This is a genomic window from Gemmatimonadota bacterium, assembly GCA_016209965.1.
Taxonomy (GTDB): Bacteria; Gemmatimonadota; Gemmatimonadetes; order Longimicrobiales; family RSA9; genus JACQVE01.
Genome location: JACQVE010000130.1, coordinates 1 through 12,832, shown reverse-complemented (window position 1 = coordinate 12,832; position 12,832 = coordinate 1). Strand labels below are relative to the sequence as shown.

Annotated in this window: 12 protein-coding genes; all 12 read right to left on the bottom strand. The window is 67.4% G+C overall.

Annotation, left to right across the window (positions count from 1 at the left end; translation table 11 throughout):
- Positions 1-515, bottom strand: a 515-nt coding sequence (locus HY703_05405) for a hypothetical protein (GenBank protein ID MBI4544606.1), incomplete at its 3' end; no start/stop codon positions are given.
- A 7-nt stretch (positions 516-522) separates the two neighbouring features.
- A complete protein-coding gene (locus HY703_05400) occupies positions 523-2,166 on the bottom strand; it encodes a hypothetical protein (GenBank protein ID MBI4544605.1) in 1,644 nt (547 codons plus the stop codon).
- 77 nt (positions 2,167-2,243) lie between these two features.
- Positions 2,244-3,491: a glycosyltransferase family 4 protein gene (locus HY703_05395; GenBank protein MBI4544604.1), complete on the bottom strand. Its 1,248-nt coding sequence runs from the start codon at positions 3,489-3,491 to the stop codon at positions 2,244-2,246.
- Positions 3,488-4,693 (bottom strand): glycosyltransferase, encoded by a 1,206-nt coding sequence (locus tag HY703_05390; GenBank protein MBI4544603.1) that lies wholly within the window; start codon positions 4,691-4,693, stop codon positions 3,488-3,490. The genes HY703_05395 and HY703_05390 overlap by 4 nt, the downstream gene beginning before the upstream one ends.
- Before the next feature lie 6 nt (positions 4,694-4,699).
- The gene (locus tag HY703_05385) at positions 4,700-5,524 is read right to left on the bottom strand and encodes an FkbM family methyltransferase (GenBank protein ID MBI4544602.1); all 825 of its coding nucleotides are present in this window, start codon (positions 5,522-5,524) and stop codon (positions 4,700-4,702) included.
- A complete protein-coding gene (locus tag HY703_05380) occupies positions 5,521-6,636 on the bottom strand; it encodes a glycosyltransferase family 4 protein (GenBank protein MBI4544601.1) in 1,116 nt (371 codons plus the stop codon). The genes HY703_05385 and HY703_05380 overlap by 4 nt, the downstream gene beginning before the upstream one ends.
- 10 nt (positions 6,637-6,646) lie before the next feature.
- Positions 6,647-7,531, bottom strand: a complete 885-nt coding sequence (locus HY703_05375) for a glycosyltransferase (GenBank protein MBI4544600.1) — start codon at positions 7,529-7,531, stop codon at positions 6,647-6,649.
- Positions 7,532-7,646: 115 nt separating this feature from the next.
- The gene (locus tag HY703_05370; GenBank protein ID MBI4544599.1) at positions 7,647-8,522 is read right to left on the bottom strand and encodes a hypothetical protein; all 876 of its coding nucleotides are present in this window, start codon (positions 8,520-8,522) and stop codon (positions 7,647-7,649) included.
- A 7-nt stretch (positions 8,523-8,529) separates the two neighbouring features.
- A complete protein-coding gene (locus HY703_05365; protein ID MBI4544598.1) occupies positions 8,530-9,504 on the bottom strand; it encodes a glycosyl transferase in 975 nt (324 codons plus the stop codon).
- Between the two features lie 5 nt (positions 9,505-9,509).
- Positions 9,510-10,682 (bottom strand): DegT/DnrJ/EryC1/StrS family aminotransferase, encoded by a 1,173-nt coding sequence (locus HY703_05360; GenBank protein MBI4544597.1) that lies wholly within the window; start codon positions 10,680-10,682, stop codon positions 9,510-9,512.
- A complete protein-coding gene (locus tag HY703_05355; protein ID MBI4544596.1) occupies positions 10,675-11,697 on the bottom strand; it encodes an NAD-dependent epimerase/dehydratase family protein in 1,023 nt (340 codons plus the stop codon). The genes HY703_05360 and HY703_05355 overlap by 8 nt, the downstream gene beginning before the upstream one ends.
- Positions 11,673-12,698, bottom strand: coding sequence for a hypothetical protein (locus tag HY703_05350; GenBank protein MBI4544595.1), 1,026 nt, complete (start codon positions 12,696-12,698; stop codon positions 11,673-11,675). The genes HY703_05355 and HY703_05350 overlap by 25 nt, the downstream gene beginning before the upstream one ends.
- Positions 12,699-12,832 lie beyond the last annotated feature (134 nt).

Here is a 12,832-nt window from a genome sequence, read left to right as displayed (position 1 = left end):
TGACGTTGGATTTCGTCACGCACCTTCCCCGACGGGGCGGCCGCCCGCAGCCGCTTTCTGCTGTAGACGCGACCTTCCAATCCGGAAATCAAGGCGTAGTAGAACCGCCTGTGAATCAGCCGCGCCCAGGCGGCCGGAGGATGACCCGAGAGCCGAAGCTCGGCGCGCATCCGGCTGGCAAACTCCCGAAACACAACGTGTACGCTCACTACGTCCGCATCCAAACAGTTGATCCCCGGAGAGAACACCACATCAAAGCGCACCCGGCGAAACCACCGGTCGAACCGGCGCATGAGCTGGTTTGCCACGAACCACCACACATACGCCATCAGGTGGGGAGCACGCAGCGCCGGCACTCGCCGCCAGACCACGTGAGACAGGTCCAGATCCTCGACGCGCTGACTGTAGAGGTGGAACTCGAAGAAGGGGAAAAGCCGCGAGACACACTCGACAACCGCCCGCTCCGCCCCGTGCCTGCGGTCCAGGAACGGCGAGACCACAGCTACCCGGGGCAACAACGTCCTAACCAGGAAGTTCGCCCCCAAGCGCTCGCCCATCGGCCGCCCGGCGCCCGGCCTCATGAGCCTTGGCGTAGCCGGCTCGCGCCGGGCCGCCCGCCTGAGCTCGCCGCTCCGCATCAAGCTCCGACTGAATTGCGAGCTGAGGCAAGCGGTACAATACGCCTGTCAGCAACCACAAATAGGCGTTGAAGATATAGTTCTGGTACGGCTGCATCCCCATGAACGTGAACGGGAACAGCAGCAGAAAGCCGAACCACGCGATCGCCAGCCCGAGCGGGAAGAATGCAGTCCCTCGCAGCCGCATCACGACTCTGCCACAGGCGTAGACATAAGCAGAGCTCCACATCAGCCAGATCAGTGGACCGAGCACGCCCATCTCGACGACCAGCGTCCCATACCCGCTCTCCACCCAGCCACCCAGACTCCCTACACGGAAAATCGACGAAACGTATTGCACTCCCAAAGACGCCGTGCCAATGCCGTTACCCACCAGCCAGTTGGGAAACCCGAACGCATTCACAAAGTTCAATACGGGATAATGCCAGAGCCGCCACAGCAGTTGATGGCTCTGCACACCACCCGGAAGCATAGTTTCTGCAAACAGCGCCGCGCGCAGCCAGACCTGGTGAGGAAACATGAGAACGATGAGCGTCAGGCCAACGCCCATCGCGATGCCGGCCCGCCGTAGTACGCTCGATACGCGGACTCGAGCCCACATTGCCCGCCGCAGCCCCCAATGCACTCCGATCGCCAGCGCAACGGCACTCGCGCCGGCTACCAGAAGCACCCCCCGCGAGGCGCTCAGCAACACGGCAACAGTAGACGTCGCCAACCCCGCAAATACCGCCTTCCCTCTAACCCCACCCCTGAGAAACTGGTACCCACTGGTACCCAGGGCGAGCAGGAACATGAGCAGCACATACCACGCGAACCGCCCATCACTCACGAAGATCGAGGTCGGCCGGGTGATCGCCTCGCCCGTGCTGGGCACGAACCGGCTTGCACCCATTCCTCGCAGATGCACGGGCAGAACCTCGGGATTGAGGAAGCTCGGGCCCACCACCGCCTGCAGGATGCCCAGCAGCGCGACTATGCTGGCAACCGCTAGATTGACGCTCAGGAACTGGCGCAAATCGCGCTCCGTGCGGATGAGGGCGTAACCGATAAACACGAGTGGGATATAAAAGAAATACAGACGAAGACCCAAGAAGCCGTACAGCAAGCTGGGCGAATTCGGGTTGAACACCTGGAGCGCGCCGAACCACACGAAAATGAGCAGTGGAGCGGCAAACGGAACGCGAAGCAGCCGCATCCGCCGGCTCAGAACCGCCCAGGCGAACGCGACGTAGACCAGCACCAGGAGCAGGTCCTTCCCGAAGTAGATGACCATGTTGTTGCCGAGAAACTTGCGAGGCAGGTCCTCGAATGTCAGCCATAGCAGGGACGTGTAAAGGCCGAGCCGCCAGTTCGTCACCACCGCCAGCGCCGCCGCGATGATCACGGCGAGGGCGATAAGGGCCACCAGAACGAGGGGTGATCCCTTCAGTGACATCCAATGCCCGAACATGGTCGCGGCAATGATGCCGGTCAGCGCCAGCGCCGCGGAGGCGAGTCGACGTGCACCCACCTCCGCTGCCGCGCTCAACGTAGACAGGCTCCAACGGAGGGATGTCTGGCGTATCCACGCCCCGGCTCGGTCGACGAGATGAGCCAACGATCTGCTCAGGTGAGACTGGACTTCTCGCGCAGCAGATGGTAAAGGGCCGCGTATTCGCCAACCATGCGCTGCTGCCCGAATACTCGCAGCGCACGTTCCCGGGCGCTCCGTCCAAGCTCATCAACCAGCACCCGTCCCTCCACGATCTGCCGCAGGCGCCGGGTCAGCCCGCCCACATCCGCAGGCGGGAACATCAGACCAGCCTCTCCCACCACTTCACCGAGCCCGCCAATGTCCGCAGCGATGACGGGCCGGCCGCGCATCATGTGCTCCATGGCCGCGAGCCCGGCCGTCTCTTCCCAGATGGAGGGCATGACCACGGCATCCAGGTCGAACAGCGCACGATCCAGCGACTCTCCCTGCAGAAACCCGGTAAACGTGACACGATCCCGCAGCCCCAGACGATCGGTGAGCTCCTCCAGGGCGGGGCGCTCGGGCCCGTCGCCAATGAAGAACAGGTGAAACTCCAGCCCCTCCTGGTGCAGCCGCTGACCCGCGAGCAGCAACAGGGGTAGACCCTTTTCGCTCACCAGCCTGCCCACGTAGCCGAACTGGCGAGGTCGGCGCGAGCCCGCTTCAGGGACATCGCTGCGGCCCCCCGGGGAGTCCGCGCGCCGCCCAGCCTGCTCCAAGTTCGCCGCGGCGGCGCTGCACCCGCTCGAGTTGGCGGCACGGGTGCGGCCATCCGGCACCCCGTAATAGATCACACGCGAGCGCGGCAACCCGAGGCGCTTATCCACGTGGGCGGAGATCGGGGCGTTGGCGGCGACCCGCCGGCACATCCAGCGCCGCGGGAAAGCCGCCAGAAGCAGCCGGACGCTGCCCAGCCACCCCCGCTCCGCTGCGTTACAGCGCAAACACTTGTGATAGCGCCGCGCCACGAAGTGCCCGGGGCACACAGCCTTGGTCGGCTCGTAGAGCAGCAGGCCGTTGGGGCAAACTGCCTGGTAACCGTGGTGCTCGACGACAACGGGTTTCCGTTGTAGCAGTGCCAGCATCAAGGGCAGGAAAGCCGGACCCGCGAGCTGCACCATGTCCGAGCTGCGGATCAGCCGCCAGAGCGCAGCCGCACCAGGCTGGCGCACCACCCGGAAGGGAAACGCCGTGCTAACGACCTTCGAGGGCGGGGTCGCCGTGGCCACTACCACATGGTGGCCCTCGCGCACGAGCCCCGATGCCAGGAGCTCGACGAACCGCTCTGCACCCCCGACGGCCGGCGAGAAGTAATGCGAATAAAGAAGGACTTTTTTCACCACACCCCGGCCGCCTCGGCCGCTTCCAGGTGCTGCATCATGCGCAGCGCCACGCGCTCCCAGTGGAACCACTTTTCGAACACGCTTCGAGTCCTGCAGCGCAATGTCTGGCGCAGCTCCGGCTGCGCCAGCACGCGGGCCAGCGCTTCGCCCAGCGCGCGGGTATCGTTTTCCGGCACCAAAACGACACCGGCTTCAGTCATAGGAGGAGCCGTCTCTTCGCTAGCATATCCGACGATAGGCAGGCCGCACGCGAGGGCGGCTACCGCGCTACCCCGCCGGCTCGAGACGCCCCCGCGCACGAAGAGCATCACGTCCGCCGAACCCAGGAGACGCGATACCTCCTCAGGCGTGAGCAATCCGAGGAACTTGAGCTCGACGTCCACATCTTGCAGCCGCCGCCTGAGCGGCGCCTCGGCCTGGTGCGCGCCCCTGCCGAAGACCGTGAGTCGGAGCGGGCCGACGGCGCGTGCCGCAGATGCCACCGCCCCTACCAGTGCGTCGAGATCGCGCTGCAGCAATGGGCCTGTGGTCACGCCGAAGACAGCTACTTGTGGACGACGGGCAGCCGCCTGCCCCGGAGCCTGGCCACCTTCCTCTTCCGAGGGCGCGTCCGGCCGCTCTTCCCCCACGCACTGCTGGCACTGTGGTATGTTCGCGCCCACCGGATTGAACAACGTCTTGCCGCCGCGCCAGAGCCAGGTGATCTCCGGGACGGGCAGTGTCGAAACCGACCGTACCGCCAAATGATGCGCCCCACGCATCACCCCGCCTTGGCACCACCCCCGAAGCCGGTCCACCGTTCGTCGCGCCGGACCGACGTTCACACGCAGCCGGAACGCTAAGGGGTCGTGCAGGATCAAGACGGGCCGCGCGCCGCACCACCGCAGCACCGCCATGGCTGCCAGCAGGCCGGCGGGAAACCCGCGCTTCGACCATTGCAGCGCCGTGTATTGCACGAGCACCCAACGCCCCCGCCACGCGCTCCGCTCTCGCCACAACAAGCTCAGCGCTTCGAGCCACCCGCGCTCCGCCCACGGCAAGCGCTCCACCCGAAGCCGAAATCCCTGTCGCTCAAGCCCCTGAGCCAGCCAGTGACAGTAATCCTCCAGCGCGTCTGTCGGCATGTCCCGCCGCCCCAGTAGGGCAATCAGCTCCCGCGCTCGATTGGCGAGCCCAACCTCTGCTGCGGGCCGGCTCATGGCAGGCTACGGCCTGCCCTCGTAATGCGCGGGGAATGCCGGGTTCCCCGGGTTCAGAACACGGAGGGTGTAGCCGAACCCGCGCAGCAGCCTCGCCACGGCCTCCAGATTCTCCGGGGTGTGCACCTCGCACAGGATCAGCGGCCGAGCAGACGCCAGAAGCATCGTGGCCCCACGCAGCACGTCCGTCTCGGCCCCCTCGACATCGATCTTCAGCAGCCGCGGCTCCGGGCCGCCCGGTAGCAGATCGTTCAGGCACACGGCCCTTACCTCGACCACCTCCTCTCCCCCCGGCCCATCACCCCGACCAAGTACGGCGCCGGTGTTGCGACTGGAACGCGCCTGTGACCGGACGAAGCGCAGGCGCCCTGCAGCCGACCAGGCGGCCGCCTCGAGTACTTCGATCTGGCGCAGCCGGTTGCGCTCGGCGTGCTCACGCAGCCGGGCCGCGTTCTCCGGGTCGGCTTCCAGGGCCAGAACGCGTCCCGACGCGCCTACCAGCCGCGCACACAGCAAGCTGAAGAAGCCGATGTGCGCACCGACGTCATAGACCACGTCACCGGGCCGCAGCGCGTCGCCGAGAAATGCCTGCAGCCGCGCCTCGTAAGCGCCATCGCAGTAGTCTGTCTCGTAACGCGGATTGAGCCGGAGCCAGAGCCCTTGCGCCGGGCCCGCCGCAACTTCGAACCAGAGCCTGGCGTCGTAGGGAAGGGCACGGCGCGCCAGGCTACGGGCCATTGGCCCTAGCAGCGGCAAGCGCGCCGCCGCTTCGTAACCCATGCGCAGCGGCCGCGACCGGGTCAGTGAGGCCAGCACCGCTTTCGACCTCACGGCCGCCGGGCGCCCTCGGCTACATGTCCAAGCAGACGCAACAGCTTGGCAGCTCGCGGCATCAGGGAGTAGTGCTCCGCGCGGCGCCGGGCGGCCTGACCCAGCCGAATGCGTAGCTCCGGATTCCGCATGATGCCACCCAGCGCCTCCACCAGCGCTGCCGGATCCCCGGGCTCAATCAGCAGCCCGCACTCTCCGTCTCGAACAACTTCCCGCAACCCGCCCGCCGCACTGGCTACCACGGGCACGCCGCACGCCATTGCCTCGAGCGCCTGCAGCCCGAAGGACTCCCTCAGTGACGGCACCACAGCTACATCAACGGCGTTCCAGAACCCCGGCATCTCCTGGCGTGGTAGCTCCCCAGCAACCCGCACCCGGGTGTCTTGCTGCGAAACGGCGGCAACCCGCGCGCCCAGCTCCTCCGCTCCAGGTGCCACGCCGTCCCGCTTCCACAGCAGCGGACCCCCGGCGATCCATAGCTCTGCGTCTCGGAATTCCGTGCCCAGCTTCACCCAGGCATCCAGCAGAACACCAAGTCCTTTTTCCGGCGACCATTGCCCGGTAAAGCCGATCCGTACCGGTCGCCCATCGGGCCGGGCGGAGGGACGGAAAAAGTCCAGATCCACCGCGTTGGCCAGGACCACGGCCGAGGCAGCGGGAAACCCCGGATGGTCCGCCAGCAGCACCTCGCGCTGACTGGCGCTCGGGAACAAGTAGGTCGCGCGGCCGAAGCGCCCGCGCCAGGCAGGCCAGCTCCAGTAACGCGGCAGCGCCGTCGCCCAATCGAAACGTACCACGGTCCGGTCCGGCGCCAGGCCGGCCACGCTTGGCTCATTGTAGGCAAGCAGAACCGCATGCCGCTCGCGGCGCACGAAGCGGCCGCAATACTCCAGAGAAGTGACGAGACGCGCCCGCGTCCGCACCGGGATCGTGATGACGCTCGCGCCGTTCGCCGCACCGTGCGCGTACACGCGTACCGCGACGCCAGCCGCTTGCAGCGCTCTGGCGTCCTCCCACAGAACCACTTCCGAGCCGCCGCATGGATCGTAGCCGAGGACAGCCGACCGTGGCGCAAGCAACGCGACGCCGCGATCCCGGAGCACGTCGCTCACCACGTCCCAGCTACACCCGCCGCTGGTCCAGCAGGCCGAGCAGGGCCAGGCCGCAGCTCAGCTCGCCCACCGCGGTCAGCGCGCCGCCCCAGCAGCGCTGCCGCACGGCATGCCCGAAGGAGCGCCCCGTGGTGAGCAAGGCTCGCCCCGCCAGGCGGAGCCGCTGGCCCAGAGGCAGCGCCTGTCGCGCCCGCAGCCACCAGCCGCGCTCCTGCCCCCGGCGCGCAGCCAGCCGGAGCAGCGCCGGCACGCGTAGCGCTTCCCGCCCCTTCTCGTGCCACAACCACGCTGCCGGCAGGAACGCCACCGTGGCCCCCGCCCGCAACGACCAATCGACCTCCTCAACCGGCGGACTGACCGAGACGTCGAAAAGCGCCCGGTCAAAGACGCGCCGCCACACGGCCATGTTGCATGAGACCGGCACTACGCCCCCACCCACTGGCCAGGCGGTCGCCGGCTCGGCCACACCCGTGAGATACGCCGCCAGCTCACCCTCATGCCGCACCGGGCTGGACCCGTGCAGCCGCAGCCGGACGGGGCCCGTCACTGCGTCACAGCTCCTGGCCTGCAGCCCTTCGAGCAGCAGCCGCAGCCAGTCGGGCGGCGCGACCACGTCGTCGTCCACCAGCACAACCACTTCCCCCTGCGCCTCGCCGACTCCACGGTTGCGCGCCGCGTTGGCGCCCCGTTCAGGCTGGTTCAGGTAGCGCAGTTGCTGGCCGCGCCAGCCGCGCATTTCCTCTACCACCCTGCGCGTCGCCGCCCCCGATCCGTCGTCCACCACCAGAATCTCGAACATCGAGCCAGCCGCGCTCTGCCGGCATAGTGAATCGAGGCAGCGCCGTAGACTCCCTGGGCGGTCACGGGTGGGGATAATGATCGAAACCGAAGGCAAGGCCGCGACACCTGCCGGACGTTTCCCGGCCAGCGCCCCCTCCGGGATTGTCCCCTTCGAGCTAGCTGTCACAAGGTAGCCGCACGCCCTGACTGCACGCCGCAGCCCGCCAGCCTCACCGCTCCGCTGGCGCGGCCCACTGGCCCCTGAGTCGGCGGCGTAAGGATGCTGCCGCCTGCCTCATGGTATTCAAGTACCGCCACTGCACCCTCCACCACGCCTTCCTTAGCTTGCGCCAGCGCAGCGGCCGCAGCCCACCAGGGGTCAGGACGTGCGTCGCGTCGTAGAGATTCGTCCAGGCTACGCGATAGAGCGCCAGGTTGTGACGGATCTCCGCCTCGAACCAGATCCGCTCCCGCAGCGGCCCGCCCGCGTGCCGCTGGTGGATCGCCGTCACCGATGGCGTCAAGTCGATCACCCGCGCCGAGCGGCTCAAGGCGCTGTGGATCAGCCACCAGTCGAATGCGGGACGTCCCACGAAGAAAGGCGGCATCTCCGCATAGAACCCACGATGGAAGAGGAAGTAATCGATCGCCGTGAAGCCGGCCAGCTCGCCGCCAGATCGCCGCCGCGCTTGCAACTCCGCCTCCCAAGCCGGCCGGGAAAAGTCCAGCAGCTCGCGCACTTCGAGCTCCCAGCGCTGGCCCACGCCGAGGAACGGCGCAGTAGCATTCCCCAACCGGGCCAGAGCCGCCATGAAGTCGCCCAGCAGAATGATGTCCGCGTTCACGTAGCACAGCAGCTCGTGACGGCTCGAGGCCTGCGCCCGCGCGAAAACATCGTTCAGGAACGGCGTACCGGCCTCGTTAGCCGCCACCTCCCCCACGTGCCCGAGCCCCAACTCGTCGCACAACGCCGCCGTACCCGGCTCCTGGCCGAACAGGATCACCTCGGGAGCGGGCTCCAGCCGCGTCCAGCTCCCGATCGCGTTCCGCTGGATGACCGCGAACTCGCCCTGGAACGGCTTAGGCACGGCGAAAACCGTGAGCATTTCGCTCTCAGAGCACAAAGGGGCCGACCGCGACCAGCACGCTCCGGCCCAACACGCTCTTCACGCCCGTGCGCCAGGAATAGTCGCCCAACCGCTCGTTCGGCCCGGCGAGCTGCGCTGACAGACCGGCCCGCCGCAGCCAGGCTCGCGTCGCGCGTAACGCCCGCACGTACGGCGCGTAAAGCAGGCGGCGCAGTGGCGGCGGCATGACCTGGTAATAGCTCAAGCACGGGTCGTACAGCCAGCGGTTGAGCACCTTCAAATGATGGAAGTGGTAGACCACGAGCGGCTCGCCATCTACCGTGATCCGCTCGCCATCGGCTGCGATCTCGTAGTTCATCCAGTTCCAGGGCGCGAGCCCCGCACCCTTGTGCCGCAACACCTTCACGCCGGGGAAGCGCGTGGGCCAGTCGTCCAGATATTTCTGGTCCGCGTAGCGGCCCGCCTCTGCACGGTCAAAGCACCACTCCAGGCACCGCTCCCGCCACCAGGTGAGGCAGCCCCTCCCAGGCACGTCGTTTCGGAAGGCCATCAGGCTCACGTTGTAGACGCCCGTGGTCTCCTCCAGGTGTCGCAGAAACGGGGGAAAGCGATGGCCTGCGATCAGCACGGAGCCCGCCCCCAGCTCCCGGTAGATCGGCTCCGGATCACTAAAGAAGAAGACGTCCGAGTCGAGGTAGGTGAGCAGCTCGATTTCGGGAAATCGCTGGAGCAGGTAGCGGGGCCACGACGGTGTGCAGGTGAAGAAGTATTCGACCCGCGAGCGGGTCGGCTTCACCGCGCGCAGCTCGTTGTCCTCAAATGCCTCCAGCGTGACGGGCCGGAGACAGGCGAGCCCCAGCCGCCGCAGTGTCTGGTACGTGGCCTCGTCGAAGCACAGCACCCAGAGCGTGAACGGGCCAGCCCACCGCTCCAGCGAACGGTACAGCGTCAACCCCCGCACCAGGTAGTTGCGGTCGAAATAGGTGCAGAAGTGACGCATCTTGGCTACGCCGCGGGGCGCCCGCGCTCTTCCCAGTCGCGGATATGCCCGGCCACTGTCGCCACAGCCTCCGAGCCGAGCTGCGCGTAGAAGGGCAGGCTCAGGATCTGCGCGGCTAATTGTTCCGTCGTGGCCAGCGAATCCCCGAGAGCCACGCGGCCCCGGTACGCCGGCTGCCGGTGCACGGGCACCGGATAGTGGATGGCCGTCCCCACTCCGCGCCGCTCCAGGTAGGCTTGCAGCGCGTCCCGTGCGGGCGTGCGGACCACATACTGGTGGTAAGCATGCCTGGCCCCGGCTGTCGGGTGGGGCAGCAGCAGTGAGGTGCTACTTAGCTCCTGGGCATACTCCGCGGCCAGCGCCTGCCTGACCTCGTTCTCCCGGTTCAGGTGGCTCAGCTTGACCCTCAGCACCGCCGCCTGCACCTCGTCCAGTCGACTGTTCACGCCCACTACCCGGCTGATATACCGCTCCCTCCACCCGTATTGCCGGAGCAGCCGGACCCGCTCCGCCAGTTGCGCATCGTCGGTCACGATGAGCCCCCCGTCCCCGAAGGCGCCCAGGTTCTTGGTGGGGTAAAAACTGAAGGCCCCAGCACTCCCCCACGCCCCCACACACCGCCCGTCCAACGCCGCCCCGTGCGCCTGAGCGCAGTCCTCCACCACCGCCAGCCCGTGCTGGCGAGCGAGCTCCATGATGCCAGGCATGTCCGCCGGCTGACCGTACAGGTGCACCGGTACTACGGCCCGAAACCGGCGCCGAAGCTCCGCAGGCACCCCCCGCCCCGCCAGCACGCTCGCCAGCCGGCCCGCATCCAGAGTCTGACGCCCGGCCTCCACATCCAGCAGGAACGGCACGGCACCGCACCGCCCGATCGCCGCCACCGTGGCCACGGCTGTATGCGACACTGTGAGGACGACATCGCCTGCCTTGACTCCGCACACCCGCAGCGCGATCTCGAGCGCGTCCGTCCCGCTCGCCACCCCGATGGCGTGCCTGACACCCGCGTAGGCCGCGAATTCCCGCTCGAACGCTTCCACCTCCGCGCCCAGGATGTACCAGCCGCTTTCCAGCACCCGCGCCACCGCGCCATCGATCTCCGCCCTGTGGGCACGGTAGGATGCACCCGGGTCGCATTGCGGGATGGAAGCGCGCCGCCGCACTGCAACCTCAGACATACTCCTTCAGGTGCTCGCGGTAGAAGGCCAGCGTGCGGCCCAACCCTTCCTCCAGGGCGACCGCCGGCCGCCATCCCAGGACCCGTTCCGCTCGCCCGTAGGACGCGTAATAATCCCCGATGTCGATACGCTTCCGCTCCGGGGGGAAGCTGCACAAGCGGTATTCGCCCCGGCCGTGGATCGCCACCAGCCGCTCCGCCAGCTCCTGCAGGCTCACCACGCGGTCGCCCCCGAGGTTAAGCACGGCGCCATCAGCCGCCGGTGTGACGGCCGCACGCAGCAGAGCATCCACAACGTCATCCACGTAGGTGAAGTCCCTTAGCTGCGCGCCCTCCCAAACCTCGAACGGCTGCCCCTCAAGCAGCAGCCGGACCCAGTAGCCCAGGAACGTCTGCCGCGCGTCCTTGACCCTCATGCGTGGTCCATAAGTGTTGGTCAGGCGCAAGGCGCACGCGCGCAAGCCGTACACCCTGTGGTAGAGGATGTGGTACCACTCCCCAGCCATCTTGTTGATCCCGTTCACGTCCACGGGCCGCAGTGGGTGCTCCTCGTCGACCGGGAGTGACTCCGGCCGGCCGTAGACCTGGCGCGTGCTGGCAAAGACGATCTTGATGGCAGGACCATGGTGGCGGCAGGTCTCGAGGATCGTGAGCTGCGCCCGACAATTGATCTCCAGGTCGGTATACGGATCGACCATCGAGTCCAGATGGCTCGTCTGCCCCGCCAGGTTGAAAAGGTAATCCCGCCCATGCACCAGATAGCGCAAGCTATGCGGATCCCTGACATCCGAGATATTGACCTGGACCCTGTCCTCGATCCCGCGGATGTTGAACAGGTTGCCGCCGTACTCGGGGATCAAGCTGTCCACCAGCAGCACGCGCGCGCCCAGCTCCACCAGCCGGCGCGCCAGCGCCGAACCGATGAAACCGAGCCCGCCCGTGATCACAACGGACGCGCCGGCAAGCCCGGACTCCACCACTGCGCCTCGACCTAGGCCAGGAGCTGCCTGGCCCATCGCCGTGCAGGCGAGGGGATCAGCCGGCGGGCGGCGCGCGCCACTCGCCCGTGCGGCGGAGCAGCGAGCTGCGCGAGCGCCTCGCGTTTCAGCCGCTCCGAGACGCCGTCCGCGCCGAACGTCTGCTCGTATTCCAGTGCTACATCGAAGGCAAAGCCGAACTGGCCGTCCAGTGTGGCAAAGACCCAGAGCAGGACGTAATCGCGCCGTGTGCCGCCGCCTGGTCGCAGCGAGGCGATGGTGCGCAGATACCGAGCTTCGCACCACGCCGGGCTCTTCTTACCCCGCGCCTCGAGCGTCTGCTCGTCCAGCTCTGGCACGAGGGAGCGCGCTGCGGCGAGGCTCGACCGCCGCATCCGGACCGCGCCGCAGACCTTCAGGTCCGAGAGCCAGTACCCGTGCCCTACCAGTGCGCGGTGGGCATCGATGAACAGATCCTCGTCCTGGTAAGCGTCGATCAGACCGGGCTCCAGGTCGACCGCCAATACACGGCAGCGAACCTGGGGCTGCAGACTCTCGAAGAGACGCAGGTCAGTGCCCTGCGAATCCGTCTTGAACCAGTCGATCCGGTCGAGCCTCAGGCGCTCCAGCACCGAGTTCAAGCTCTCCGCCGGCACGGATCCCTCATGCTGTACGGCGAACCGGTCCGCAAACAGGAATTCGCCCAGCGAATCCAGGTCCGGCCTCAACGTGCTCGAGCAGTACGGGCTCGCCGTGAAGTAGAACAGCGCCTCGCCCGCGCCTTCCGCCGCCTGCGCCGCCCTGGGCACCATCAGCACACGATGGAAGCGGCCCCGCCCCACTTCCGAACCCCGGAAGTCCGGATCGAACCCCAGGTACAGCGACAGGCGCGCAATGTCGTCCCAGATGCGGGGCGGCTCGCCGGACGCGCCTATGTCCACCAGCACAGGGGGCAGGTCCAGCCCGGAGAGCAACGCGCCGTAGACTTCGACCAGTCGGCGACGAGTGCGCTGCCCAGCGGTCCGCACGACGCCACTCACGCAACCTCGCACACGTATGTGCGCGCCGGGACCGGCTCCCTCAAGACCGGACGCAGATAGTCGTGGGGGATGCTCTCCACCACTCGCCTCAACCGCAGCCCCGAGGCCGCTACCAGTCCCAGAAAATGCCGCTC